Origin of the sequence: Lentzea albidocapillata subsp. violacea, assembly GCF_900100275.1 — a bacterium.
GTDB lineage: Bacteria > Actinomycetota > Actinomycetes > Mycobacteriales > Pseudonocardiaceae > Lentzea > Lentzea violacea.
Map to the genome: position 1 here is coordinate 569,829 of NZ_FNET01000001.1, position 26,378 is coordinate 596,206.

At 70.3% G+C, this 26,378-nt stretch carries 22 protein-coding genes; 11 read left to right on the top strand and 11 right to left on the bottom strand.

Going from position 1 to position 26,378, the window contains the following annotated elements:
- The 4 genes from BLR21_RS02300 to BLR21_RS02315 all read left to right on the top strand — a co-directional run bounded on the left by BLR21_RS02300 (position 1) and on the right by BLR21_RS02315 (position 3,199).
- Positions 1 to 1,101: a hypothetical protein gene (locus BLR21_RS02300; RefSeq protein WP_090003944.1), complete on the top strand. Its 1,101-nt coding sequence runs from the start codon at positions 1 to 3 to the stop codon at positions 1,099 to 1,101.
- The gene (locus tag BLR21_RS02305; protein WP_090003945.1) at positions 1,094 to 1,612 is read left to right on the top strand and encodes a hypothetical protein; all 519 of its coding nucleotides are present in this window, start codon (positions 1,094 to 1,096) and stop codon (positions 1,610 to 1,612) included. The genes BLR21_RS02300 and BLR21_RS02305 overlap by 8 nt, the downstream gene beginning before the upstream one ends.
- A 104-nt stretch (positions 1,613 to 1,716) precedes the next feature.
- The gene (locus BLR21_RS02310) at positions 1,717 to 2,682 is read left to right on the top strand and encodes a hypothetical protein (RefSeq protein WP_143027581.1); all 966 of its coding nucleotides are present in this window, start codon (positions 1,717 to 1,719) and stop codon (positions 2,680 to 2,682) included.
- Positions 2,683 to 2,854: 172 nt separating this feature from the next.
- Positions 2,855 to 3,199, top strand: a complete 345-nt coding sequence (locus BLR21_RS02315) for a sunset domain-containing protein (protein ID WP_090003947.1) — start codon at positions 2,855 to 2,857, stop codon at positions 3,197 to 3,199.
- A gap of 7 nt (positions 3,200 to 3,206) precedes the next feature.
- Here BLR21_RS02315 and BLR21_RS02320 read toward each other — a convergent pair whose 3' ends face one another.
- Positions 3,207 to 4,070 carry an alpha/beta fold hydrolase gene (locus BLR21_RS02320; RefSeq protein WP_090004454.1) on the bottom strand — a complete coding sequence of 288 codons (864 nt, stop codon included), beginning with the start codon at positions 4,068 to 4,070 and terminating at the stop codon, positions 3,207 to 3,209.
- A 53-nt stretch (positions 4,071 to 4,123) separates the two neighbouring features.
- Between BLR21_RS02320 and BLR21_RS02325 the strand changes: the two genes are divergently transcribed.
- Positions 4,124 to 6,946 carry an ATP-binding protein gene (locus BLR21_RS02325; RefSeq protein WP_090003948.1) on the top strand — a complete coding sequence of 941 codons (2,823 nt, stop codon included), beginning with the start codon at positions 4,124 to 4,126 and terminating at the stop codon, positions 6,944 to 6,946.
- Here the strand turns inward: BLR21_RS02325 and BLR21_RS02330 are convergent.
- Positions 6,935 to 7,705: an SDR family NAD(P)-dependent oxidoreductase gene (locus BLR21_RS02330; protein WP_090003949.1), complete on the bottom strand. Its 771-nt coding sequence runs from the start codon at positions 7,703 to 7,705 to the stop codon at positions 6,935 to 6,937. The two genes, BLR21_RS02325 and BLR21_RS02330, sit on opposite strands and share 12 nt — an antisense overlap.
- Positions 7,706 to 7,801: 96 nt before the next feature.
- Here BLR21_RS02330 and BLR21_RS02335 point away from each other — a divergent pair, with 96 nt between their 5' ends.
- Positions 7,802 to 8,434: a TetR/AcrR family transcriptional regulator gene (locus tag BLR21_RS02335; protein ID WP_256334392.1), complete on the top strand. Its 633-nt coding sequence runs from the start codon at positions 7,802 to 7,804 to the stop codon at positions 8,432 to 8,434.
- On the opposite strand, the gene BLR21_RS02340 is transcribed toward BLR21_RS02335, so the two are convergent.
- From BLR21_RS02340 to BLR21_RS02360, 5 genes are read right to left on the bottom strand one after another with little or no spacing between them, the layout of a single operon-like run.
- Positions 8,403 to 9,794: an acyl-CoA synthetase gene (locus BLR21_RS02340; RefSeq protein ID WP_256334393.1), complete on the bottom strand. Its 1,392-nt coding sequence runs from the start codon at positions 9,792 to 9,794 to the stop codon at positions 8,403 to 8,405. The genes BLR21_RS02335 and BLR21_RS02340 overlap by 32 nt on opposite strands.
- Positions 9,778 to 11,094 carry an MFS transporter gene (locus BLR21_RS02345; protein ID WP_090003951.1) on the bottom strand — a complete coding sequence of 439 codons (1,317 nt, stop codon included), beginning with the start codon at positions 11,092 to 11,094 and terminating at the stop codon, positions 9,778 to 9,780. The genes BLR21_RS02340 and BLR21_RS02345 overlap by 17 nt, the downstream gene beginning before the upstream one ends.
- Positions 11,095 to 11,103: 9 nt before the next feature.
- On the bottom strand, positions 11,104 to 11,562 hold the full coding sequence (locus tag BLR21_RS02350) for a MaoC family dehydratase (protein WP_090003952.1): 459 nt from the start codon (positions 11,560 to 11,562) through the stop codon (positions 11,104 to 11,106).
- A complete protein-coding gene (locus tag BLR21_RS02355; protein ID WP_090003953.1) occupies positions 11,559 to 12,434 on the bottom strand; it encodes an amidohydrolase family protein in 876 nt (291 codons plus the stop codon). Before BLR21_RS02355 ends, BLR21_RS02350 begins: the two co-directional genes overlap by 4 nt.
- A complete protein-coding gene (locus BLR21_RS02360) occupies positions 12,431 to 13,309 on the bottom strand; it encodes an SDR family oxidoreductase (RefSeq protein ID WP_090003954.1) in 879 nt (292 codons plus the stop codon). Before BLR21_RS02360 ends, BLR21_RS02355 begins: the two co-directional genes overlap by 4 nt.
- 90 nt (positions 13,310 to 13,399) lie before the next feature.
- Between BLR21_RS02360 and BLR21_RS02365 the strand changes: the two genes are divergently transcribed.
- Complete coding sequence (locus tag BLR21_RS02365) at positions 13,400 to 14,191, top strand: PaaX family transcriptional regulator (RefSeq protein WP_256334394.1); 792 nt, start codon at positions 13,400 to 13,402, stop codon at positions 14,189 to 14,191.
- A 195-nt stretch (positions 14,192 to 14,386) separates the two neighbouring features.
- Here the strand turns inward: BLR21_RS02365 and BLR21_RS02370 are convergent, their stop codons facing one another.
- Positions 14,387 to 14,782 (bottom strand): RidA family protein, encoded by a 396-nt coding sequence (locus tag BLR21_RS02370; RefSeq protein WP_090003955.1) that lies wholly within the window; start codon positions 14,780 to 14,782, stop codon positions 14,387 to 14,389.
- A gap of 95 nt (positions 14,783 to 14,877) precedes the next feature.
- On the opposite strand from BLR21_RS02370, the gene BLR21_RS02375 reads away from it, so the two are divergent.
- Positions 14,878 to 15,843 carry a helix-turn-helix transcriptional regulator gene (locus tag BLR21_RS02375; protein ID WP_090003956.1) on the top strand — a complete coding sequence of 322 codons (966 nt, stop codon included), beginning with the start codon at positions 14,878 to 14,880 and terminating at the stop codon, positions 15,841 to 15,843.
- The gene (locus BLR21_RS02380) at positions 15,840 to 16,034 is read left to right on the top strand and encodes a hypothetical protein (RefSeq protein WP_090003957.1); all 195 of its coding nucleotides are present in this window, start codon (positions 15,840 to 15,842) and stop codon (positions 16,032 to 16,034) included. Before BLR21_RS02375 ends, BLR21_RS02380 begins: the two co-directional genes overlap by 4 nt.
- 419 nt (positions 16,035 to 16,453) lie before the next feature.
- Here the strand turns inward: BLR21_RS02380 and BLR21_RS02385 are convergent, their stop codons facing one another.
- Positions 16,454 to 18,250, bottom strand: coding sequence for an NAD(P)/FAD-dependent oxidoreductase (locus BLR21_RS02385; RefSeq protein WP_090004457.1), 1,797 nt, complete (start codon positions 18,248 to 18,250; stop codon positions 16,454 to 16,456).
- A 97-nt stretch (positions 18,251 to 18,347) separates the two neighbouring features.
- On the opposite strand from BLR21_RS02385, the gene BLR21_RS02390 reads away from it, so the two are divergent.
- Positions 18,348 to 19,517, top strand: coding sequence for a sigma-54-dependent transcriptional regulator family protein (locus tag BLR21_RS02390; RefSeq protein ID WP_090003958.1), 1,170 nt, complete (start codon positions 18,348 to 18,350; stop codon positions 19,515 to 19,517).
- On the opposite strand, the gene BLR21_RS02395 is transcribed toward BLR21_RS02390, so the two are convergent.
- Both BLR21_RS02395 and bdeA read right to left on the bottom strand, forming a co-directional pair.
- A complete protein-coding gene (locus BLR21_RS02395) occupies positions 19,475 to 22,837 on the bottom strand; it encodes a P-loop domain-containing protein (RefSeq protein ID WP_090003959.1) in 3,363 nt (1,120 codons plus the stop codon). The two genes, BLR21_RS02390 and BLR21_RS02395, sit on opposite strands and share 43 nt — an antisense overlap.
- A gap of 118 nt (positions 22,838 to 22,955) precedes the next feature.
- On the bottom strand, positions 22,956 to 23,771 hold the full coding sequence (gene bdeA, locus BLR21_RS02400; protein ID WP_090004458.1) for a bis(hydroxyethyl) terephthalate hydrolase: 816 nt from the start codon (positions 23,769 to 23,771) through the stop codon (positions 22,956 to 22,958).
- A 226-nt stretch (positions 23,772 to 23,997) separates the two neighbouring features.
- Here bdeA and BLR21_RS02405 point away from each other — a divergent pair, with 226 nt between their 5' ends.
- Positions 23,998 to 26,367: a helix-turn-helix transcriptional regulator gene (locus BLR21_RS02405; protein ID WP_090003960.1), complete on the top strand. Its 2,370-nt coding sequence runs from the start codon at positions 23,998 to 24,000 to the stop codon at positions 26,365 to 26,367.
- Positions 26,368 to 26,378: the final 11 nt, after the last annotated feature.

Below are 26,378 nucleotides of genomic sequence, written 5' to 3' on the forward strand. Positions count from 1 at the left end.
ATGACTGTGCACATCACGGCGACGGCAGCGTCGCCGGCGAGGACGGTCCCGAGGGGGCTGGTCCCGGCGAGCGTCGTGGTCGGCGGCACCCTGATCTCGTTGATCGGACTGACCTGGGACATCCAGTGGCACTCCGACGTCGGGCCGGACACGTTCTTCACCCTGCCGCACCTCTTCCTGTACGCGGGCAGTGCGATCTCGGGCCTCGCGAGCCTCGCCGTCGTGTTGCTGACGACGGCGAGTTCCAAGCGCGGCAGGGCGGTCGACCCGATGATCGGCGGCCGCGCGGTCGGTGTGTTCGGCCGCACGTTCGCCGCGCCCGTCGGGTACCTGATCTCCGGCATCGGCGCGGCGCTGTTCCTGGTCTACGGACTGTGGGACCAGTGGTGGCACGGCCTGTACGGCTTCGACGCGGTGATCGACTCGCCGCCGCACATCGGGCTGCTGCTGTCGATCTCGATCACGATGGTCGGCGCGGTCATGATCTTCGCGGTCGCCCGTGACCAGCGCTGGGGAACGTACGGCGTCGCCGCCGCGGCGGGCACGTTGCTCGCGTTCAGCATGGTGACCGTGCTCGGCCTGCGCGCGTTGCCCGGCGGGCTCGTCAACACGGTCAACGTGGGCAGTGCGTTCTTCTCGGTGATGATCCTGTTCATGGGCGCGTACGTCCTGAGCCGCCGCGGCGGCGCGCTCGCCGTCGGAGTCGTCGTCGCGGTGCTGCAAGCCGTGTTCTGGTGGTTCTCCCCGTGGGCCACCGAGGTCTACGCGGACGCCACCGGCCTGCCGTTGCGCGACTACGCCGACGGCATCCCCGGACTGCCCAACATGATCCCGATGAGCCTGATCCTCGTCGCGGTCGCCGTGGAACTGCTGCGGGGACTGCCCGCCTGGATTCCCGGCGCCGTCGGCGGCGTGATCATCACGGCCTGCGCGCCCCTGCAGCGGATGCTCGTGCAGGGCAGCAACTTCCCGGCGCTCGAACGGTACGTGGCCACCGTCGCGGCGGGTGCGGTGCTCGGCGCCCTCGCCGGAATGCTCGGCCGGCGGTTCGGTCTCATGCTTCGCCACCTCGCACCAGCAAAGGAACACAGCCATGCGTAAGACGTTGCTGGGCCTGCTGGGCACGGCCGCCCTGCTGTTCGGGCTGACCACGCCCGCGCTGGCCTTCGAACCGGTCAACGTCGTGCACACGGAGAAGGTGCAGGCGGGGCCGTACGACCTGACCATCGGCTTCAGCACGTGGCCGGTGAAGGCCATGCAGTCGCTCGACTTCACCTTCGCGCCGGAGAACGGCATCGACGGCAAGAAGGGCACGCTGACCCTGTTCCGCGGGTCCGTGGAGAGCGAGGACAGCCCGCTGGCCCGGCACCCGCGCAAGCGCGAGGTGTGGGGCCTGGACATCTTCGCCCTGCCCGAGCCGGGGACGTGGACGATGCGCTTCGACGTCGACGGACCGGCGGGCGCGGGTACGGGCGAGCTGAAGAACCTCCAGGTGATGGAGCAGCCGGGGCCCCCGATGGGCCTGTCCTGGGCGATCAGCACGATCCCGTTGTTCGGCCTGATCGCGTTGATCGTGGTCGCCTGGCGCCGGACGCGCGTCACAGTCCACTAGCACATGAGGTCCGAGCTTCACCCGGCAACCTGACCGGGTGAAGATCGGTCCGAAAGGCTGGACTGGCTGGCTTTTCGGTGACGAGGTCCGATACCCAGTTCGCCGTGCGCTTGCCTCACGCTGTTTGGATCGGCGGGCTCTTGGTGCCCGCGTTGCTCGCCATCACCGGCGTGTTCGTCTACGGCGGTGGCGTCGAACGGACGCTGCACTCCGATGTGCGTACAGCGCTGGGAAAGGCCGGCTACCACGGCGTGGTCGCGGTGGACGGCCGGTCGGTCGTGGTCAGCGAGGTGTCGCCGCGCTCGGTCGACGCGGTGCGCGCCGTGGTGTCCGACGTGAACGGCGTCGGCGGCGCCGACGTGCGCGTGGCCGAACCCGAGCAGTTGCTCGTGGCGGTGCGCGGCGGCGAGATCCTGGTGTCCGGCGCGGTCGCCGACGACGCGGAACGCCGTGCGCTGCTGGAAGCCGTGCGGTCCGACGGCCACCGCGTCACGGCCGCGCTCCGGCTCGGCGGCCTGCTGCCGATCCCGCCGGCGGTGATCGGGCGCGTGCTCTCCGCCGCGCTGTCCGCGAAGGTGTCGGACGTGACCACGACCATCCACAACGGACAGGTCGTGATCGCCGCCAGGGTGCCCGACGAGGCCAGGGCGACCGCGGTCCGCGACGCCGTCCGGGAGGCGGCGAACGGCCTGCAGGTCACCGACCGCATCGAGGTCGGCTCGTCCGCGCCGGTCGGCGACCTGAACGTCCAGGCGCTGCACGACTCGATCTCCCGCTTGGTCAACGGCAACGGCGCGATCCGGTTCGTGCAGGGCACCACGGCGTACGAAGGCCACGGCCCTGTGCTCATCGAGCGCGTCGGCCGCATGCTGCTGGTCGGCCCGCGCGCCTCGATCACGCTGGTGGCGCACGGCACCGAGCAGGCGGTGGCGACGAAACGCGGCGAGCTGGTCCGCGACGTCCTCGTCGGTCAGGGCGTGGCGCCCGCGTTGATCGCCATCGAGACCCGTCCCGCCCCCGACGGCGAGTACGACCCGGCCACGCGCCAGGTCGACGTCGTAGTCCGATAGTGGCGCGACCCGGAACGTTGGCGAGGTAATTCACGCCCAGCAGGGCACCTCGTGGTGTCGCCCCCACGCCCCCGTACATCCAGTACGAGAACGTGGGGGCGACACCACGATGCACCCGTCTGACCCCGAATTCCCCCGGCAACGTTCCGGGCCACACCACTAGGAGTTCGCTGTGCTCTGGTTGTTCTCGCAGATGTTCCTGCTGTGCCTGGTGTCGTTCGCCGCCGGCTCACTGGTGACGTGGCTGTCGGTCCGCGCTCGCCTGCAGCCCGAACGCCCGAAGACGCGCCTCGCCCTGCCCGCACCCCGCCCGGCGGCCGAGCAGGTGGTGATCGCCGAACAGCCGCCGAGGCAGGAGTCGTTGCCGGTCAAGGGTAATTCGAGGACGATGGTCTACCACACGCCCGACTCGCCGTACTACCGGCGGATGAAGGGCGACATGGCGTTCGCGTCGGAGACCGATGCCCTGTCTGCCGGTTATCGGATGTGGACCACCAAGGCCCGCGTCAGGGCCTGAGGAACAGTCACCGCTTCAGCAGGTCACGGATCGCCGCCGCGGTGACGTCCGGTGCCTCCTCGGCCATGAAGTGTCCACAGGAGACCGTGCGGTGGTCGAGGTCGGGTGCCCAGGCCTGCCACAGCTGCCGGGCGTCGAACCCGAGCGCCGCACCCCAGTCCTGCTGCAGCACGGTGACCGGCATCTCCAGCTGGTTGCCCGCGTTCTTGTCCGCGGTGTCGTGTTCGACGTCGATCGTCGCCGACGCCCGGTAGTCCGCCACGATCGACGTGACGGCTTCACGGCTCGCGCGCAGGTATTCGGCGCGGATGTCCTCGGGGAACGGCCCGGTGCCCCAGCTGTCGAGGAAGTGGCCGAAGAACGCGTCCGAGGTCGCGCTGATCATCTGCTCGGCGAGGCCGGGCGGCTGGGCCATCAGGAACAGGTGGAAGCCGACGGCGGCGGACGTGCCGCGCAGGACGTCCCACATGTCCAGCGTCGGCAGCACGTCGAGTGACGCGAGGTGTGTGACGTGCCGCGGGTGGTCGAGCCCGGTGCGGAACGCCACGAGCGCGCCCCGGTCGTGCCCGGCCAGGGCGAACCTGTCGTGCCCGAGCGCTTGGGCGACCTGCACGACGTCGGCGGCCATCGTGCGCTTGGCGTAGGTGAGGCCGGTGTCGGCGGGCTTGTCGCTGTCGCCGTAGCCACGCAGGTCGGGCATGATCACGGTGTGGTCGGCGGCCAGGCCGGCGGCGACGTGCCGCCACATGAGGTGGGTCTGCGGGAAGCCGTGCAGCAGCACGACCGGGCTCCCCGATCCGGTGGTGGCGACGTTGAGCTCGACGCCGTCGGAGACCTGAACGCGCTGGTAGTCGAATGCGGTGTGGTTCACGAGCCCACTGTGCGGGTGCCCGATCAGCAACGAATCAGCGTTAGGGTCAGCGGGTGGTGACGTTCGGGGTGCTGGGCCCGCTGACCGCGGGATCCGCCCGCCTCGGCGGCCCCAAGCAACGCGCCGTGCTGGCCCGCCTGCTGGTCGCCCGGCGCCGGGTCGTCCCGGTGCGCACGCTCGTCGACGACCTGTGGGAGGACCCGCCCGACGGTGCTCTCGGCACGGTGCAGACGTTCGTCGGCGCACTGCGCAAGGCGCTGGAACCCGACCGTCCACCCAGGACTCCGTCGACGCTGCTGGTGACCGAGGGCGCGGGGTACGCGTTGCTCGCGCCGGACGTGGACGCGTGGCGGTTCGAGGAGATGCTGGGCGGCGACCTGTCCGTGCTGGACGGTGCGCTCGCGTTGTGGCGCGGTCCCGCGTACGCCGAGTTCGCCGACTTCCACTGGGCACGGGCCGAGATCGACCGGCTGGAGGAGTTGCGGCTGGTCGCGATCGAACGCCGGGCCGCCGCTGCCCTTGCCCTGCGCCGTTCCGCCGAGGTCGTCGCCGACCTGCGCGCTCACCTGGCCGCGCACCCGTGGCGGGAGAAGGCCTGGAGCCTGCTCGCGCTGGCGCTGTACCGGGAGGGCAGGCAGGGCGACGCGCTGGGGGCGGTGCGCGAGGCACGGCACGCACTCGTGGAGAACCTCGGGGTCGATCCAGGTGAGGAACTCCGCGCGCTGGAGTCGGACATCCTGGCCCAGTCGCCGCGCCTGCGGCCCTCACCCGAGTCGTCACTCGTGGGACGCGCCGCCGAACTGGCGTTGCTCGACACCGCCGTCCCGGCCGCCGGTCTGGGGCTCGCGCTGGTGACGGGTGAGGCCGGCGTGGGCAAGACCGCCCTCGCCACGGCGTTCACCGAGCTGCTGGCCGGTCGGGGGTGGAGGACGGTCTGGGCGCGCTGTCAGGACGATGCGCCCGTGGCATGGCCGTGGCAGCAGGTGGTGGAGGCACTGGGGGAGGGGCTGGTTGCCACGGACCGGTTCCAGCTCCGCCTGTCGATCGTGTCCACTGTGGAATCGGCCGCGCCGGTCCTGGTCGTGCTGGACGACCTGCACCAGGCTGACCAGGAGACCCTCGCGGTGCTGGCCGCGTTCACGGGCCGGGTGCTCTCCGGCCGGGTGCTGATCGTCGCGACCTCGCGCTCCGCGGTGCCGTCCGAGGCCCTGGCGCGCGCGGAACCGGTCCGCGTAGAGCTGGGCGGCTTGGACGAAGAGGCCGTCGCCGCACTGGTGGGACCACGGGACGCGCGCGTGATCCACCAACGCACCGGTGGCAATCCCTTCTACGTCAAGGAACTCAGCCGGCTGGTCGCCTCGGGCGGCGACCTCGGCTCGGTGCCGGCCGGTGTGCGGGACGTGCTCCGCCACCGCCTCGCCGGACTGCCGCCCGAGGCGCGGACCGTGCTGCACCAGGCTTCCGTGCTGGGCAGGGACGTCGAGGTGGACCTGCTGGCCGCACTGGCCGGTCACGACGTGCTCGACGCGCTGGACCTGGCGATCGAGGCCGGTTTTGTCGTCGAGGTGGCATCCGGCCACGCCAGGTTCACGCACGAACTGGTGCGCGACACCCTGTACGAGGACGTGTCGCTGACCAGGCGCGCACGCTGGCACGCCGCGGTGGCGGAGGCGTTGCGACCGGGCGACGTCCAGGTGCTCGCTCACCACCTCGCCCTCGCGGGTACGCGGGGTGCCGAGGCGGTGAGGGTGCTCGCCGAGGCCGCGGCAGGGAATCGATCACCGCGTGAGGCGGTGCGGCTGTGGCGGGCGGCGCTCGCGGCGGCCGGTGCGGAGCGGCTCGACCTGCTGACCGGTCTGGTCAGGGCCCTGGCGGTGAGCGGGGACCTGGAAGGGGCGAGGGAGCGGCGATCGGCGGCGTTGCGGCTTGCCGAAGGTCCGCAGGAGGTCGCCGAGGTGATCGGGTCGTTCGACGTGCCCGGCATCTGGACCACCAACGACGACCCGGCGCACTCCGCCGAACTCGTCGCCGCCGCGGAACGGATCCTGCCCGCCTTCCCCGGCCCGGACGCCACCCGAGCCCGTCTGCTCGCCACGATCGCGATGGAGGACCGAGGCACCGGCGCCCGTCTCGGTGAAGCACGGGAAGCCGAGGCCACAGCTCATGCCCTCGGCGACCCCGAACTGCTGGCGTTCGCGCTGAACGCCCGCTTCATGCACACCTTCCACCGCACCGGCCTGGCCCCGGAACGTGCCGCGATCGGCCGGGAACTCCTCGAGGTCGCGTCCGGCCGCCTGGTGACCCACGAGGTGCTGGGCCACCTGATCCTCGTCCAGGCCTGCTCCGCGCTGGCCGATTTCGGCATCGCCGACCAGCACGCGGCCGCGGCCGACGAACTGGCACAACGCCACGACCTGCCGCTGGTCGGTCTCTTCACCGACTGGTACGCGGCGTTGAAGCTCGCGGCAGCCGGGAAGACAGCCGAAGCCGACAGCGCGTATCGGGCCGCGGCCGGTCGCGTCAGGGGCACCGGCATGTGGGGCGTGGAACGCGGACTCCTGCCGCTGGCCCTGCTCAGCCTGCACGGTCCGTCCACTGTGGACCTCGCCGACGACTGGGGCCCTCATCTGGATTGGGTGCGCCCGCTGGTGTTGCCGCACGACGAGGCGGTGAAAGCCGCGCGTGCTCTTCCCGACGGGCCGGCGGACCTGCTCACGGAGGTCCGTGCCTGCCTGCTGGCGATGGCGGCGACCCGGCTGCGGGACGACGAACTCGCGGAGCGCGCACACGCGCTGCTCCTGCCCGCCAAGGACGAGCTCGTGGCGGGTACCGGGCTGTTCACCTTCGGCCCGGTGGCGGACTACCTACGCGGCTAGTGCCGGTCCGAGCAGCAGACCGCCGTCCAGCACGAACTCAGACCCGGTCGCGAACGCCGCCTCCTGCGAGGCCAGGTAGAGCACCAGCGCGGTGAACTCGCCGGGCTCGCCGAGGCGCGGCACGGCGAACGGTGCGGGGGAGTAGAGGTCGCCGATCGCGGGCTGACCGGCCGCGACCGGTTCGTTGATCAGCGGCGTCGACACGACGCCGGGGTGGATCGAGTTCACCCTGATCCCATCCCTGCCGAGCTCCAGCGCGGCGGTCTTGGTCAGCCCGCGCAGCGCCCACTTGCTCGCGACGTACGGCGCGTAGAACGGCGAACCTACGTTGCCCATGGTCGAGGCGATGTTCACGATCGACCCGCCGCCGGCCCTGCGCAACGACGGCGCGAGGTGCTTGATGCCGAGGAACTGCCCGGTCAGGTTGACCGCCAGGCTCCGGTCCCAGACTTCGCGCGAGGTGTCCTCGATCAGCGCGGCCGCGTGCTGTGCGCCCGCGTTGTTCACCAGCACCGACACCGGCCCGAACCGCTCCTCCGCGGCTCGGACGGCCTCGGCCCAGGCGTCCTCGTCCGTCACGTCGAGCCGCACGGCGAACGCCCGCTCACCGAGTTCTTCGGCGACCTTCGAGCCCGCGTCCAGGTCGCGTGCGGCGATCACGACCCGTGCGCCTTCCGCGTGGAAGCCTCGCACGTGGCTCGCGCCCATCCCGCTCGTCGCGCCGGTGACGAGCACCGTCTTGCCGTCGAAGCGTCCCATCATGTCCTCCAGTGGTGAGTTGAGTGACTCACCTCGGAACGGTAGACACGACGGCATGGTGAGTCAAGTGACTCATCTCATGGCATACTGGACGGCGTGCCGACCTACCACGAGCGCATGGCGGAGCAGAAGCGGACGGCGATCGTCGACGCGGCGACGGGGCTGTTCCTGGAATCCGGCTACGACAAGACCTCGCTCGCGCGCATCGCCGACGCGGCGGAGGTGTCAAAGGCGACGCTGTTCAAGCAGTTCCCGACGAAGGCCGAGCTGTTCGACGCGATCGTCACGGACTACTGGCGCACGGAGGAGGGCGCGCTCACCCCGCAGCCCGGCGACCCGGAAAAGGGCCTGACCGCGCTCGGCAACCGGTACGTGGCGCTGCTGACCCGGCCGGGCATGGTCGCGTTGTTCCGCATCGTCATCGCCGAGGCGCCACGGTTCCCCGAACTCGGGCACACCCAGTTCAAGCTGGGCAAGCAGCCGTTCTTCGACGCGGTGCGCGACTACCTGGCCGCCGAACACAAGGCCGGCACGCTCACCGTCGAAGACCCGGTCCTGGCCGCCACGCAGTTCCTCGGCATGATCTCGAACTTCGCGTTCTGGCCCCGCATGCTGCTGATGAACTGGGCGCCCACCGAGAAGGCCATGGCCCACTCGGTGGACGAGGCGGTCCAGACGGTCCTTGCCCGCCACGCGGTCACAGCGGCAACCGGCGCAGCGCGGGCTTGAGCACCTTCCCGGACCCCGTGCGCGGCAGTTCGGCGACCACCTCGACGTGGACCGGGATCTTGTACTTCGCCAGGCGTGGCAACAGGAACTCCCGCAACCCGGCGGCATCCACCAGTGCACCGTCGCGAGGCCGGACGAACGCCCGGCCGACCTCGCCCCAGCGCTGGTCCGGCACCCCGACGACGGCCACCTCGGCCACGTCCGGGTGCGAGGTGATCGCGTTCTCCACCTCTGCCGGGTAGACGTTCTCGCCGCCGGAGATGTACATGTCCTTGAGCCGGTCGAGCACGTACAGGTGCCCGTCGTCGAGCCGCCCGAGGTCGCCGGTGCGGAACCAGCCGTCCGAGGTGAACGCGGCCGCGGTGGCGACCGGGTCGTTCCAGTAGCCGGGCGTGACGTTCGGGCCCTGCACCTCGATCTCACCGCCCTCCGCCAGCCGCAGATCGCCGAAGAACACCGGGGGACCGGCCGAACCCGCCTTCCGCACGCTGTCGGCGGCCTCCAGGAACGTGGCTCCGGGCGCGGTCTCGGTGAGGCCGTAGCCCTGGCAGAACACCAGTCCCCGGTCCTGGTAGGCGTGGATCACCGCGTCCGGCACCGCCGCCCCGCCGCACAGCAGCACTCGCAACGTCGACAGGTCCGCGCCGGGCCACGAGGGGGACGCGGCCAGGTCGGCGTACATCGTGGACACCCCGAACATCCACGTCACGCGCTGGTTCTCGATCAACGAGACGCACTCGGCGACGTCCCAGCGCGAGGTGATCACGCTGTGCCCGCCCTTGATGAACGTGGGCAGCAACGTCTGGGCGAGCGCGGCGACGTGGAACAGCGGCGCGGTGACCAGCGTGACGTCGTCCGAGGCGACGTCCACGCCGATCATCAGGTTGAAGGTGTTCCACAGCAGGTTGGCGTGACTGAGCAGCGCGCCCTTGGGCCTGCCGGTGGTGCCGGAGGTGTAGAGGATCAGGGCCGTGTCGTCGATGCCGACCGGCTCGTCCAGCGGCTCGCCGGAACCCTGGAGGAGCCAGTCCTCGTACGTGGCCAGCGACACCGCTCGTGGATGCTCCACGACGTGCGACGGCGCGTGCACCAGCACGTGCGCGCCGCAGTCCGCGAGCTGGTAGTTGATCTCCGCCGGGGCGAGGCGGAAGTTCAACGGTACGAAGATCGCGCCGAGCTGGTGCGCGGCGAACATGGTCTCGACGAACGACGGGTGGTTCGGGCCGAGGTACGCGACCCGGTCACCGTGCCGGACCCCTAGTTCCCGCAACCGCCACGCCAGCCGGGTCGTGCGGACGGCCACGTCCTCGTACGAGGTGGAGACCCCGTCGTAGGTGAACGCCTCACGCTTGGGTGCCATGCGTGCTCGGCGGTGTGGCCAGCTGCCCAGTCCCGCGTTCCGCATTCCTGTCTCCTGTCAGGCTGGTCCGGCTGGTCTCGTGCAGCGTCACCGTGCAGATGACGGTGAGCAGGCAGAACGCCGCGAGGATGAACGGAATCGCGCCCGTGCCGGAGGTCTTCTGCACCTGCGCGAAGAGCAACGGCGCGAGCCCCGCGCCCAAGCCCGCGAACTGGTAGCCCAGCGAGGCGCCGGTGTAGCGGCTGCCGGTGTTGAACAGCTCGCTGTAGAGCGCGGCCAGCGGCCCGTACATCATCGGGTGGATCACGGCCTGGCCGAGCACGAGCGCGATGACGATGAACCCGTTGTCCACCATCGGGAACAGCACGAACCCGAACGCCGCCATGAGCACGGCTCCGACGAGCACGACGGGCCGGCGCCCGACTTTGTCGGACATCGCCGACCAGCCGATGATGCCGATCACCGCGAGCGCCGAGGACAGCGTCAGCGCGTTGAGGATCAGCTGCCTGCTGTTGCCCGCCTGCACGCCGTACGCCAGCACGAACGTCGTCAGGGTCGACTGCGCGACGAACGCCGAGAGGCCGACGCCGATGCCGAGCGCCAAGGTGCGCGGGTGGTTGCGCAGGATGTCGAGCAACGGCATGGAGCCCGGCTTCCGTTCGGCCTTGAAGACCGGCGTCTCCTCGACCTTCATCCGCACGAACAGGCCGATGCCCAGCAGCACCACGCTGAGCAGGAACGGCACCCGCCAGCCCCAGTCGAGGAACGCCTGCTCGCCGACCAGCGCGGCGGTGCCGGTCAGCGCGGCCGTCGACAGCACCATGCCGCACGGCGCGCCGGCGTTGGTGAAGCTCGCCCACAGCCCGCGCCGGGAGGTGGCGTGCTCGGCCGACATGAGCACGGCGCCGCCCCACTCGCCGCCGACGGAGATGCCCTGCAGGACCCGCAGCAGGATCAGCCCGGCCGGCGCGAGCCAGCCGACCTGGGAGTAGGTGGGCAGCACGCCGATCAGGAAGCTCGCCACGCCCATCAGGCTCATGGACAGCACGAGCATCTTCTTGCGCCCCAGCAGGTCCCCGTAGTGTCCGAAGAGGATTCCGCCGAGCGGCCGGGCGAGGTAGCCGGTGGCGAACGTGCCGAAGCTCGCGATCGTGCCGACGAGCGGGTCGAGCGAGGAGAAGAAGACCTTGTTGAACACGACCGCGGAGGCCGTGGCGTAGAGCAGGAAGTCGTAGTACTCGATCACGCTGCCGAGGAAGCTCGACGCGACGGCACGGCGTAACTGCGTTGTTGGCGCCATGACTTCACCTCATGTGTAGTGGCGGTAGACGGCACGTGCGACACAAGCGGGCTTCGCGGAGCCCTCGATCTCGACGGTGAAGTCGACGGTGAGCTGCACGCCGTCGCCCGGCACGTCCTCGGCGGACGCGACCTGGCCGAGCAGCCGGATCTTGGCGCCGACGGGTACGGGCGCGGGGAACCGCACCTTGTCCAGCCCGTAGTTCAGGCTCATCCGCACGCCCGAGACCTCGAGGAGCTCGCTCATCAACGGGATGAGCAGCGCCAGCGTCAGGTAGCCGTGCGCGATCGTGCCGCCGAACGGGCCGGAGGCGGCGCGTTCCGGATCGACGTGGATCCACTGGTGGTCGTCGGTGGCGGTGGCGAACGTGTCGACGCGGCTCTGGTCGATCTGCAGCCAGTCGGTGTGCCCGAGGCTCTTTCCCGACAGGGTCCTGAGTTCTGCGATTCCTTGGACGGAGACGGTCACGCGTCCTCCTTCACGAGTCCGAGCAGGCGGGCGGCGTTGTGCTTGAGGATCTTGGGACGTACGTCGTCCTTGATCTCGAGTTTCGCGAAGTCGGCCAGCCAGCGGTCGGGGGTGATGACGGGGTGGTCCGAGCCGAACAGGACCTTGTCCTGCAGCACGGTGTTGGCGTAGCGGACGAGCTGCGGCGGGAAGTACTTCGGCGACCAGCCGGACAGGTCGATGTACACGAACGGCTTGTGCGTGGCCACCGCGAGCGCCTCGTCCTGCCACGGGAACGACGGGTGCGCGAGCACGATCCGCAGGTGCGGGAAGTCCACGGCGACGTCGTCCACGAGCATCGGGTTGGAGTGCTTGAGCCTGATCCCGCCACCGCCGGGCACGCCGGCGCCGATCCCGGTCTGTCCACTGTGGAACAGCGCGGGCACGCCGAGCTCCTCGATCACCTCGTAGAGCGGGTACGCCATCCGGTCGTCCGGCGAGAAGTCCTGGAGGCTCGGGTGGAACTTGAAGCCCCGCACACCGTGCTCCTCGACGAGCCTGCGGGCCTCGCGGACGGCCGTGCGGCCCTTCCACGGGTCGACGCTCGCGAACGGGATCAGCACGTCGGCGTGTTCGGCGCAGGAGGCGGCGATCTCCTCGTTGGAGATGCGGGGATGGCCGGTGGCGTGCTCCGCGTCGACGGTGAAGATCACCGCGGCCATCTTCCGTTCGCGGTAGATCCCGGCGGTCTCGGCGATCGTCGGCTGGCGGTGGGCGGCCTTGAAGTACTTGGCGGACGCCTCGAGCAGCGCTGGGCTGAGTGAACTGTGGCCGTCGCCGGAGATCTCGGCGTGCGTGTGGACGTCGATGGCGATGATCTCGTCGATGTTCATCGGGCCACCGGCTGCGCGATCCCGTAGGTCTCGGGCTCGAACTCGCCGAACCGCCCGGCGATCGAGCCCGCCTGCCAGCCGCCGTCCGCGAACAGGACCTGCTTCTCGGCAGGGTGCGACCAGAGCGCGAGCCGGTCGCCGCCGATGCCGATCGCCTGCCCGGTAACGCCTTTCGCCGCGTCCGAGGCGAGGTAGACGATCAGTTCGGCGACGTCCTCGACGGTGCCCAGGCCCTCGTCACGCCGCACCCACTCCGGCAGCGGCGCGCCGGTGCGTTCCGACTCCTCGATCAACGGCGCGAAGGCCGGGATCGTGCGGGTCATCTCGGTGGCGGCGACGGGGACGACCGCGTTGACGGCGATGCCGGACCGGGCGAGTTCCAGCGCCCAGGTCCGTGCCATGGCGGCGATCCCGGCCTTGGCGGCGGCGTAGTTGGTCTGGCCGAAGTTGCCGCGCTGGCCGGCGGGCGACGAGACCAGCACGAGGCTGCCGCCCGTTCCCTGCTCCCGCATCCGCACGGCCGCGGCGCGTGCGCAGGTGAAGGTGCCGCGCAGATGCACGTTGATCACGGCGTCGAAGTCGTCGTCGCTCATCTTCCACAGCACGCGGTCGCGCAGGATGCCCGCGTTGGTGACCAGGACGTCGAGCCGGCCGAACTCCTCGACGGCGGCGTCGACGAGCAGGTCGGCGGTCTCGGCCGTCCCGACCGGGGCGATCACCGCGCGTCCGCCGATGCTCGTCGCGACCTCGTGGACGACCTCGTCCACGTCGTTGACCACGACCTGGGCCCCGTTGCGCGCCAACGCCTCCGCGTACGCCCGGCCCAGCCCGCGGCCGGCGCCGGTGACGATCGCGACCTTTCCCGACAGCTCCATCAGGCGAGTCCTCTCCGTGGGGGTCCCGCCCAAAGTAGGGCATATTAATGACGCTCGTCTAGATGCTGCCCAACATGTATCGTGGGCGGCGTGACGCCCCAGTCCCTGATGCTGAACTTCCTCGGCCTGTACGTGCTGGGCCGCGACATCGCGGTCTACTCGGGCAGCGTGATCGACGTCTTCGGGCGCGTGGACGTCTCGGAGGAGGCGGTGCGCTCCACGCTGACCCGCATGACGTCGCGCGGTCTGCTCGCCAAGCACCGCAGCGGCCGCAAGGTCTACTTCGGACTCACCGCCCGCGCGACGGGCGTGCTGCAGGACGGTGAGCGCCGCATCTGGCAGCGCGGCGCGGTGAACCGGGACTGGGACGGCACCTGGACCCTGGTCGGCTTCTCCCTGCCGGAGGGCCGCCGCGGCGAACGGCACGACCTGCGCTCCCAGCTGCAGTGGGCGGGGTTCGGCCCGGTGCAGAACGGTCTGTGGATCGCCCCCGGCGCCCACGACGTGAGCGAGCTGGTCGACGGGCTCGCGGAGAACGTCACGGTCTTCACCGCCCAGCACGCCAAGCCGACCGAGGCGGCGGACCTGGCCCGCCGCGCCTTCGACACGGCCGCCATCGCCGCCCGCTACCAGGACTTCCTCGCCAGGTGGCGCGAGCCGGACGCCTCGTTGCCGGACGACCTGGCCCGCCAGCTGGTGCTGCACGGCGACTGGCTCGACCTCGTGCGCCAGGACCCGCACCTGCCCGCCGAACTGCTGGCCGGCGACTGGCCCGCGATCGAGGCGGAGCAGCTGTTCCAGTCGCTGGCCACCCGCTATGCGCAGACGGCGACCCCGCTCGCGGCCGCCGCCATCGAGTCGATCGAGGTACCTGCTATCTAGAACAGTGCCGCGCCTCCCGGCAGCGCCGACCTGACGGGAGCCAGGCCGGCGCTGCCGACTCGTACCGGTGGACTTACTCCGCGGCCGGCACGCGACGGCTGCGTCTGCCCACGCCGATCGTCACCGGAGCGTCACGCCACGGCCGTCCCTTCCAGTTCCACCATCAGGTCCGGCTGCGCCTGCCCACGCCGATCGTCACGCCACGGCCGTCCCCTCCAGCTCCACCATCAGGTCCGGCAGCGCCAGCCTGCTCACGCCGAGCATCGTCGTGGGCGGCGCCACCCGCGCCTGGCCGAGCCGCGCCGCCAGCACGCCGTAGTGCTGGAACAGCAGGTCGACGTCGGTCGTGTGGACGTTGAGCCGCACGAGGTTGGCGAGCGACATCCCCGCCCCGGCCAGCACCGCCTCCAGGTTGTCGAGGCTCAGCGCCAGCTGCGCCCCCATGTCACCGGCGTGCTCGGGCTTGCCGTCCCCGTTCATCGACGTCTGGCCAGCGCAGTACAGCGTGCGGGTCTGCCCGGCGACGACCACGCCCTGGTGGTACCCCAGCTCCGCCGACCACGTCCACGGGTTGACCGGCGTTCGTTCCACAGCCACGACAGCTCCATTCGATCTCTTCGACAGTGCCGTCAGCCTCGCAAGCAATACACGACACCCTCTGTCACGTATTCCCGTACGGTTTTCGCATGCGTGCCGACCGGTTGGTCTCGCTGGTCCTGCTGCTGCGGCGGCACGGCCAGTTGTCGGCGGCCACCCTCGCCCGCGAACTCGAGGTGTCCACCCGGACGGTCCTGCGCGACATCGAGGCGTTGTCCGCGGCCGGCGTCCCGGTCTACGCCGAACGCGGCCGGCACGGCGGGTTCGCACTGCTGCCCGGCTTCCAGACGGAACTCACCGGCCTGAACCACGACGAGGCGCTCGCCCTGCTGGTCGCCGGCTCACGACGAGGCGCGCAGGTGTTCGGCCTCGGCTCGTCGCTCGCCTCGGCCATGCTGAAGGTGGTCGACGCGCTGCCCGAGAGCTATCGGCAGACGGCGGCGGGTGCGGCGGAGCGGTTGCTCATCGATCCGGAGATCGACCTCCTCTCGCGGCGTGCCGTGGAGGAGGAGCTGCCCGACGCGGTGGTGGCGGAGGTCCGTCGCGCGGTGTTCGCGGGACATCGGCTGCGGATTCACTACGCGGCCAAGGATCAAGCCGCAGAGTGGCGGACGGTGGACCCGATCGGCCTCGTCACCGTGCGGGAGCAGGGATATCTGCTGGCCAGGAAGGCGGGGGAGGACCGGACCTACCGGCTGTCGCGGATCCTGGCCGCCGAGGAACTCGACGAACCCGCGCAGCGGCCGGACCGGGTCGACCTCGACCGGGCCTGGCAGGAACGCAGCACGCGGTTCCGGACCGGTGGTGACCAGGTCGCCGTGGTGCTGCGGGTGCACCCCGCGCGGCGGGAGGAACTGGTGGGCACCGCACTGGCCGTGCTCGCCGAGGAGTCCGATGACGACTGGCTGCGGATGGAGGTCACGTTCCAGGACGCGCGGCACGCGGAGTGGGCGTTGTGGCAGCTCTCCACGAGCGCGGAAGCCCTTGAACCACAGTGGTTGCGGGCCGCGTTGAGGGAGCGGGCCACCGCGATCGCCGCCCGGTACAGCCAGTGAGCGCCGAACGTGATTTCAACCGGTACCTGAACGCGCGGATGCTCTCGGTCGTCGGCGCCGTGGTGTCCGCGGTGGCGCTGCCGGTCCTCGTCTACCGGCTGACCGGCTCGGCGGCGGAGGCGTTGCCGTACCTGCTGTTCGCACAACTGTCATGGAACTCGTGGTGCCCGGTGCGACCGGTCTGCTCGTGACGATCGTTGCCCCGGCGGGATTGCTGGCGGTGAACGCACTGACGGCTGTGGGATCGGCGTTGTTGTTGCGTGTGATCACCAGCAGCATGGCCAATCCACGGCCCCTACGCGGCGGAAAGGAACTCGTCGGGGACGTGAGAGAGGGGCTGCGGTTCCTCTGGCACGAACCCATCATCCGGCTGCTCACACTCGTCGGCGCCACGCACTCCGTGGCGAGCGGTGCGTGGATGGCCGTGCCATGGTCCCAGGTGAAGTTGGGTGTTGCCACGGATGTACGGCAGCGGCCGGGTGTCACCCTCACAGGTGTGGCCGGACCGCGTTGGGGTGGCGTCGATGTCCTCCCTTCCCAGACAACGACGCCGCCCCCCGGCGTTGTCCTGAACCGGGGCGCGGCGTCGTCGTTCAGCGTGACCTGTTGCTCAGCTGAGGTGGTGCACCTCCTGCAGGCCGTAGACCGGCGTGGGCACCCCTTCGAACCGCGCCTTCAGCTGCAGCGCCAGGAAGAGCGAGTAGTAGCGCGACTGGTGCAGGTTGCCGCCCTGGAACCACAGCCCCGGCTGCCGGGTGGGCTTCCACATGTTGCGCTGCTCGCCCTCCCACGGGCCGGGGTCCTTGGTCGTGCCGGAACCGAGGCCCCAGCACTTGCCGACCCGGTCGGCCATCTCCTGCCCGGCGAGGTCGGCGACCCAGCCGTTCATGGAGCCGTAGCCGGTGGCGTAGACGACGAGATCGGCCTCCAGTTCGGTGCCGTCGGAGAGCACGACGGTGTTCTTGGTCAGGCGGTCGACCTGGCCGCGGACGAGCTTGATCTTGCCGTCCGTCACGAGCTCGGAGGCGCCCACGTCGATGTAGTAGCCGGAGCCGCGCCGCAGGTACTTGAGGAACAGCCCGGAGTCGTCGTCGCCCCAGTCGAGGTCGAAGCCGGCCTTCTCCAGGCGCGCGTAGAAGTCCGCGTCCCGTTCCCTGATCCGCTGGTACACCGGGATCTGGAACTGCGGCAGGATCCGGTACGGCAGTGAGGCGAAGATCGTGTCGGCGCGGTCGGTCGTGACGCCGGCGGCGACGGCCCGTTCCGAGTAGAGGTCGCCCAGGGCGATGTCCATCAACGAGTCCGAGCGCACGATGTGTGTCGACGAGCGCTGGACCATCGTGACGTCGGCGCCGTGCTCCCACAGCGCCGCGCAGATGTCGTGTGCGGAGTTGTTCGAGCCGATCACGACGGCCTTGCGTCCCGCGTACGCCTCCGGTCCGGGATGCTTCGAGGAGTGGTGCTGGTCGCCCTCGAACAGTTCCGCGCCGGGGAACGACGGCACGTTCGCCTTGCCGGACATGCCTGTCGCGAACACGAGCTGCTTCGGGTGCAGCGTCACGGTCTCGCCGTCCCGGTCGACCTCGACCGTCCACTGTGCACCGTCGTAGGACGCCGACCTGACCTCCGAACGGGTCCAGTACGGCACCTCCATCACGCGCGTGTACATCTCCAGCCAGTCCGCGATCTTGTCCTTGGGCGCGAACACCGGCCAGTTGTCCGGGAACGGCAGGTAGGGCAGGTGGTCGTACCAGACGGGGTCGTGCAGGCAGAGGCTCTTGTACCGCTTGCGCCACGAGTCGCCGGGCCGGTCGTTGCGCTCCAGCACCAGCGCGGGCACGCCGAGCTGCCGCAGCCGGGCGCCGAGCGCGATGCCGCCCTGGCCGCCGCCGATGACCACGACGTAGGGCTGCTGCGCGTACCCGAGTTCGGCCTGCTCGCGCTCGCGTTCCTCCGCCCACGACAACCGATCCTCGATCACACCGTGCCGCACGCCCTTGGACCGCGTCTCCTTCTTGTTCTCCTCGAAGCCCTTCAGCTCGTAGAGGCTCGTCAGGAACGTCCAGGCGCCCTCGTCGTTGAGCCGCAGGTGCCCGCGCGCCCGCCCGGCGGCCGTCTCGAACTCGAGCCACGCCTCCACGACCCCGTCCGCCTCCGCCGGCGTCTCGGTGGTGCGGAAGTTCTCCGGATCGGCGCCGTCGAGACACGCGCTGAGCAGGTCCGCGATGCCCTCACGGCCTTCGACGGTCTTGATGTTCCAGGTGAAGGCGACCAGGTCGCGCCAGTAGCTGTCGGTGGCGAACATCCCGGCGGCGGCGTCGACGTCCCGTGCCTTGAGCGCGGCCTCGAACTGCTCGAGCCAGGCGTCCACGCGAGCTTGTGCCGTGCGATCCATGGTCTGCGTCATCGCCACTCCTCGTCGCTCGTCGTGGTTGCATTCACCCCCTTCCCACGCTTCGGTGAAACCGTTGCACCGGATTGCATCCCTGGTCCATGCTCGACCGGTGAGCGTGCCCAGGGCAGTGCCGCCCGGTCAGCACCTGCCCACGTATGCCCGCGAGCTCGTGCGCATGCACGACGCGGTCATCGCCGGCAGTCACTCCGCCCTGCGCCCGCGCGCCCTCGTCTCCCGCTCCTGGAACCGCGTCCTCGACCTGGGCCTGCGAGCCGACGACGTCAACACCCGCGACTGGCTGGGCCCGTCCGAGATCGGCCGCCGCCAGGAGGCGTCGCCGTTGCGCGAGGTGGTCCCGGACCTGCGCGCGGTCGTCGGCTCCCTCGCCGACGCGTCGCAGTTGCTGCTGGTCGTCACCGACCACGAAGGAGTCATCCTGTGGCGCTCCGGCACCCCGGCCGTCCGCCGTCGTGCCGACTCGCTGGGCTTCTTCGAGGGCGCCGACTGGACCGAGCGCCGCGTCGGCACCAACGCCATCGGCACCGCTCTCGCCGAGGCCGCCCCCGTCGAACTCCTGGCGGGTGAGCACTTCGAGCAGGGCCAGCACCCCTGGTACTGCACGGCGACACCCGTCCACGACCCGCGCACCGGTGTGTTGCTCGGGGTGATCGACGTGAGCGGGCCCGCGCTGACCCTGCATCCGGCGATCGGCGCGCTGGTCGAGACCGGCCGCATGCTGGCCGAGTCGCGGCTGTGGCGGTACCACCAGGAACGTCTCGACCGCCTGCGTACCGCGGCCCTGCTGTCCGGGCCGTCGCTCATCGTGGACGACCACGGCTGGGTGGCGGCTTCGCACGGTGTGGCGGTGGGCTCGCGCATCGCCGTGCCGGTGGCCGGGCAGCCCGTCGCGGTACCGGGCCTCGGGGCCTGCGTGCCGGAACGCCTCGCGGGCGGGTGGCTGATCCGTCCGTCCTCTGTGGACCGAACGGTCAGCCTTGAACTCGATCTGACGCGGACTCCGCAGGTCCGGCTCTCCGGCGGTGACGCGGACTGGCGCCGCACGGTCACGCGGCGCCACGCGGAGATCCTGGTGCTGCTGCACCGGGCCGGTCGGGAGGGGCTGTCCGCCGAGGCGTTGAGCCACGCGCTGTACGGGGACGCCGAGCACGTGGTGACGGTGCGGGCGGAGGTGTCGCGGCTGCGGCGGTTGCTGGGGGCCCTGGTGGAGACGCGGCCCTATCGGCTGTCCGGCGACGTGCGGATGAGCGTCCTCGAGTGATCCGGCTGGCTCCAACCTGCCCTAATACAGGCGACCATCGCTCGCAAGGCATCGGGGTCGACTCGACCGAGTGCCCTCAAGGGCACAGACCAGCGTGCCGTCGTGACGGCCTCCGCGACGAACCTCTTCGCCATGGCGGTTTCCCCGGTTTCCGCTGCCACGATCGCGAGTTCGCCGAGCAGGTGGGCCTGGGTATTACCGTCGTGCAGGGAGCCGACATGGCTCCGCGCGAGTGACCACTCACGTGTCTTGGCGACCGCGATCGTGATCGCGAACATCGCTTTGTCCCGGCCTGACTGGCCTTCGAGGGTGTCGGCTATGCGCTGAGCGTCGGTGATCAGGCCGGCTGCCGCCATGGCCGCTGCCGAGTGCCCGAGCACGGATTCGCGATCGGACTCGCCCATGTCCTCGGCCAGCTTCATCGCACGTTCGTAGTGGCCGGCCAATGCCGAGGCCTTGGCGATCTCGTACGTCGACCGGTCGAGGAAGTGCCATCCTCCTCTCAGCATGTTGCTGATCATCCTCCTCGTGCGAGGTGAGTCGTCGGCGATCATGAGTGCGGAGGAGGCATCGGACATCGGCCAGAGCTGGTCCATGAAATCGAGTCGTGAGATCTGTCTGAAGGCGCGCAGGGCGAGTTCGACGGCCAGTTTCACGTGGACGGGTGCGGCCGCGAGGGCGGCGCTCGCTGTCGCGGTCGCCTGTGTGACCGAGTCAGAAATCGAACTGACGACTGCTCTCGTTCTGTCGGCATCTCCTGCTGCGGCCAAGGCGCACGCGAGCTTCTGGGAGAGCTTGTCGGAATCCGCCTTCGTCGTTTCCCGCCAGAGGGAGACGGCAGCGTCGGCAATACGGCAGAACCGCTCCTGCTCACTCACCGGGTCGACTGACGCGAGCATCACGGTGAGAAGCTCTACGTGCACAGTCACAGAAGTTGTGGCGGCGAAGTCTTCTGCGTCGTCGTACCAGCCCAGCGAGCACAGGGCTGACACCGCGTCAGTCGCGACCTTCTCGCGGTAGGGCGCGCTACCTTGGCGGGAAATCGTCTCGGCGAGTTCGGCCAACACCTCGGCGTCCGCGGTTTCGCCCAGCTTGGCCGCGTGCAACGCGAGATCGCCCAACAGACTTTCGTACTTGTGAGAGCTGGTGAGGGTCGCGATCACGGCGTCAGCGCGCTCGCGCTCGCCCTGGGTGAGTGCGAGCTGAGCCACCTCGACCAGTGCCGAAGCGGCGTCCACTGATGGGCTGATCAGGCGAGCAGCGCGCTCACTGCTCTTCAGATCTCCGCGCGCCACAGTGCAGTCCACGAGCGCGAGCAGGAAACTGTCCCGCTCACCGGCGTCCTCCACGTCTTCCGGCACCTCGAAATCCAGATCGGGCAACATGGATGAGCGATCCGGGAAGCCGGCCGCGGACCTGGTGATCGCAGCCGTTGCGGTGAGCTGGTCGTCGAAGTGGGTCAACTGCGCTGCGAGAGCCTCCGCGTCATCCAGCAACTTCGTGGCGCGCCCGGAATTGCCGCGAGCCAGTGCGCACGAGGACATCTCAGCGAGCAGCATGGCCCGCTCGAGGGGCTCGGACGCGGCGGCCACCAAGCGGTCGGCTCTTCGGGAGTCACCGATCATCTCGGAGCACCTGGTGAGTTCGCTCGTCAGCAGGGTGAATTCACCCAAGGTCTCCGGTTCGGCCTCGTCGAGCAACGTCTGCGCCCGGTCGTGGTGTCCGAGCCGATCGCAGACACCGGCGACGCCGATCAGGGCGCGAGCTCGACTGTCGTCGTCCTGGATCTTGCTCACCGACTTCTCGGCTTCCCTGAGGATGTCGCCGGCGCGCTGGTCGTCACCGGTGCCGACCACGGTCAGTGCGAGGTCGGTGAACGTCAGCGCTCGCCACCGTGGCACGGTGATGCTGTCGGCCGTGTGGTGCGCTCGGTCGAGATCTCCTGAGTCCGCGATGGCGGCGGTCAACAGCGACAACGCCTCTGATCGAGTGAGCGGGTCGACGAAGCCGTGAGCGAGTGCCTCGGCACGCCGTCTCTGTCCGAGCAGTTCCCAGACGGCGGGCAGCTCGACGGGAAGGCTTCCGTTGTGAGCGTCGAGGTCCCCGCGTGTCGCGGCGAGTCTCGTGATGGCAAGCAGGTTCGCGGAGTCGTGATCGGTCATCACCTGCTGGGTGGCGAGGATCTCCGCGTGTGCGGCCGCGTCGCCACCGGTCCGCCGTAGCAGCCGTGCCTGACGTGCCCGATCTGTCGCCAGTTCGACCAGGCGTGCAGGATCTGGGAGCGACCGCAGCATGGGCGGGTACTGGTGCAGGAGGTAGTCGGGAGTCGTCTCGGGCCACCCGTCGTCCTGGTATCCGTCGGCCCAGGCGTGCAGCCGGTCGCGGTATCCGGTGAGACGCGGCCCGAGCATCTCTGTCGCGGTCACCCGCAGTTCTTCGTGCGCCAGGAGATAGGCGTTGTCGCGGCGGGCGAAGCTGCGTCCCGCGACAGAGCGCAGGCGGCGTTCGGTTTCGTACGGCGAGGTTTCGGTCAGCTCGGCCAGGTCTGCTGCGGTGAGGCCACCACCTGCCGCGCAGATCAGGCCGAGCAGGTCCTTTTCCAAGTCGTTGGAGTGCAGCAGGGCTTTGAGTTCGCGTTCCGCCTCCCGCCGCATCGCAACCGCGGCCGGGGACGGAACGAGCGCACGGATCTCCGCCGCACCCGATCGCAGTGGGTGGTCGTCCGGGGCGTCTGCGGGTGGGTTGGGACGGCCGGCCACGACGACCCGCATGCCGGCTGGGAGTCGCACCGGCAGCAGGGACGCGATGCTGTGCCCGCCGGCGCCGTTGTCCTCGTCCAGGCCGTCGACCACGAGCACGAAGGACTCGTCGCGGGATCGGCAGTCGGCGGTCGCGGCGTCCAGCAACCGCAGCACGTGAGCGTGTTTGGTGGTCTCCGTGAGCAGATCCGGGATCTCGGCCCCCATCAGGGTGACGAGTTGCTCCAGGACGTTGTCGAGGAACGCCGTCTGGTCGTTCTGGCCGGGCAGCCGTCCGGTGATGAAGAACGAGACGACCCGGACGCCGGCGGGGGGATCCAGCACGAACGACGACAGAAGGGCGGTTTTGCCGGACCACGCCTCCGCTCGCCACCAGAGGTATCGGCCCGAGGTGGCCGGCGCGGTGCAGAACTCGGCGAGTTCGGCCAGTTCGTGCTCGCGTCCGATCAGGTCGGCGGGCGCGATCTGGTCCACCTGATGCAGATAGGCGCTTCGCGTGACGGGGACGTCGATGCGGAACTTGCTGGTCGCTCGCACGGCGACGCCTGGCTCCTCCGCCACGCACGTCTCCTCGGTATCCGTTCGGACACCAATCATGCCTCAGGAGACGGCGTGGGCTGACGTGGGTCGGGTCGCGGCGCCCCGCGCTCGGTCAGCGCCGCGACCCGTGTTCAGATGATCAGGAGTGCGGGCACGTGTCCCGGTACTCCTCGATCAGCGTGCTGCGCCCCGGCGCCGGGCAGAGGAACTGCTCGTAGCGGGTGTCGTTGTCGATGAACCGCTTGAGCCACGAGATGCTGTACTTCGCGATCGTCGTGTTGGACGAGTTCGGCGCGAAGTGCGAGGCGTTGTTGAGTTCCAGGTACGCCTTGTCCAAAGTGGACGGCAGGCTCGTGTAGAACGGCTCGGAGTGGGCCGAGACCGAGGCGACGGAGTCGTTCTCGGCGCCGACGACCAGGGTCGGGACGCGGACGGACGACCAGTTCTTCGTGGTGTGCCAGGCAGTCAGCGGGATCGCCGCCTGCAGTGCCGGGCGCTGGCTCGCGGCGCGCAGGGTTCCGCCGCCGCCCATCGAGTGACCCATGACGCCCAGGCGGGACGAGTCGATCCGGCTGCGGACCGAGCTCTGCTGGGTGAGGTAGTCGAGGGCCGCCAGCAGCTGCGAGGCCCGGCTGTCGGGCTGGTCGTAGCGCGAGTTCGTGTCGATCGTGAAGATCACGAAGCCCTGGGAGGCGAGGCGCGGGCCGAGCCACGAGATGCTCGACTGGGTGCCGGTGTAGCCGGGGGAGATGGCCACCGCGCCGAACGTGCCGGCGGAGGTGCTGGTCGGGTAGTAGATCGTGCCGCCGCCGAAGCCGCTCACCAGTGACGACACGGAGGTCTCCGAGACGGCGAACGGGCCGCGGCTGGCCTCGATGCTGGAGTTGGTGGGGGCCGGCCCGCGTTCGTACGGGTTGTCGGCGGCCTGGGCCACGGTGCCGCCGAGCAGCACCATGGAGAGCGCGACGGGGATCAGGGTGCGGAGTTGCACAGCGCTGTACACCTCATTCGGCAGGGGAACAGGGGGAGGAACGACCTCGACCCTGCAACCACGGACTCCACGTGCGCATCGGTGCAACCACCGGTCTCGGTGAACAGCTTCGGTGGCAAAACTAACGGTGGTAGGTGAATTTGCCGCTTACCCCTTCCGGAGGAGCGGCCACCGCCGTAACACTGGGCCGATGCTGCGTGGCCGAGAGCGGCAACGCGTCGCCGTGGACGCGTTGGTGGAGCGTGCGCGCGTTGGGTGCGGCGGAGTGCTTGTGCTGTGTGGTGAGGCTGGTTCGGGCAAGACTGCGCTGCTCAACGCGGTGGAGGACGACTACGACGCGTTGTTGTGCGTAGACGTCCCCGAGCTTGATGACGACCTCATGCAGCTTGCGCGTGACGTAGGAGGTACGAGGGGCGCGCTGCTCATCGCCACCGAGGGTGAGCCACGCGGGCTGCCGAGCGTCACGCTCGATCCACTGGACGCCGTGACGAGTATTCGCGTGCTGCACGACCTCGTGCCCGGCCTGCCCTCCGCCCTCGCCGCCGACCTGGTGGAGCTGGCCTGCGGGAACCCGCTGGCGCTGGTCGAGCTGGCCGGATCGCTCACGTCCGCGCAGCTCGGCGGCATCGCGCCGGCGCCGCAGGTGCTGCCGGAGAACAGCTCGTTGCGGCTGAGGTGGCGAGCCCGCTTCGCCGCGTTGTCTCCCGAAGCGCAGCACGTCGTCGCGATGGTGGCGGTCGACGAGGAGGTCGACGCCGAGACGCTCGACCTGGACGCGGTGACCGAGGCCGGGCCGTTGTTCGACTCGCGCAGGCTGGTCCGATCCGTGCTGCAGGCCGACGTGCCGCTGGCCCTGAGGCGCCGCGCCCACGCCGTTCTGGCGGAGACCCTGCCGCCGGGTGCCCGCCGCACGTGGCACCAGGCGGTCACGACGCAGGACGCCGGGCTCGCGGACGTCCTCACCACCTACGCTGAACATGCGCAGCGGTGTGGCGACTTCGCGACGGCCGCCCGCGACCACGACCGCGCCGCCCGCCTCACGACCGATCCCGAACAGAAGGCGCACCACCTGCTCAAGGCCGCCGCCGACCACTGGGCGCGCGGCGCGCCGCACCGGTCGCGGGCCGTCCTGCGTACCGCGACGAAGATGACCTGCACGCCGGAGCTCAGGGCGTTGATGGACCTGGTCGTCGGCGGCATCGACCTCGGCGAGAGCCTCCCCGACGTGGCGGCGGACCGGCTCATCCGCGCAGCGAAAGGCCTGGTCGGCACCCGGCGGGAGCTCGCGGTGGCCGCCCTGGGGTTCGCGGGCGAGGCGGCCAGCATCGCCGGGGACCACCGCCGCTACACCGCCGTCGCCGAGTTCGCGAAGGAGATCCGCCGCGGCGACGAGCCACCGGCCACCCGGCTCACGCTCGACCACCTCACCGGGATGCTGGCGACGTTCGACGGCAGGCACGACGAGGCGCTGCCCGCGTTGCGCACGGTCGTGGACCTGGCCGACCAGGTCCCCGGACCGCAGGCGCGGATCTGGGCGAGCCAGGCCGCCTACGTGCTCGGGGACGCCACGAGGTCGCACGAGATGGCGACCAGCGCGGTCACGGCCGCGCGGGAGAGCGGGTTCACCGCGCTGGTGCCGTGGGCGCTGGTGTACCGGGCGTTGTCGGCGTTGCTGCTGGACCAGCACGCGGCGGCGCTGACCGCGGCCACCGAGGGCGTGCACGCGGCGACGGCGATCGGGCAGCACAACGCCGTGGTCGACCACCTGACGATCCTCGCGCTGCTGGCGGCCCTGAGAGGTGACGCGGACACGGCGCTGCACCGCATCGACACCGCCACCGAGCAGATCACCCAGCGCGGCCTCACCCGGCCCGGCACGTTCGGCGCCTGGGCGTTCGCGTGCGTCGACCTGGCGCGCGACCGGCCGGCCGACGCGCTGGACCGCCTCCGGCTGCAGCCAGGGCACGCCGGCATCAAGGTGATGGCCGCGCCGCACGTGGTCGAGGCCGCCGTGGCCTGCGGCAGACCGTCCACAGCGGACAGAGCGTTGCTGCCGTTCGAGAAGTGGGCCGGCACCACGGGAAGCCCGGCCCGCCTCGCGCTCTCGCACCGCTGCCGCGGCCTGCTGGAGAGCGGTACCGCCGACGAGCATTTCGAGGAGGCGATCCGGCTGCACCGCGCCAGCGGCACCGCCCTCGAACTCGCCAAGACCGAGCTGCTGTACGGGAACCGGCTGCGCCGCGGGCGCAAACCCAAGGCAGCGCGCGAACACCTGCGCGACGCCGTGCGCATCTTCCAGTCCTACCAGGCTGATCACTGGATCGAGCGGGCCCGCGCGGAACTGCGCGCGGCCGGCGACTCCACCAGCGAGCCCAGGGACCACCCCGGCCTGACGCCGCAGCAGGCGCAGATCGCCAGGCTGGTCGCCGAGGGCGCCACGAACCGCGAGGTCGCCGCGCGGTTGTTCCTGAGCCACCGCACCGTCGAGCACCACCTGCGCAACATCTTCGCGCGGCTCGGCGTGCGGTCGAGGGTCGAGCTCACCAGGAGACTCGACTGACGATGGAGGTT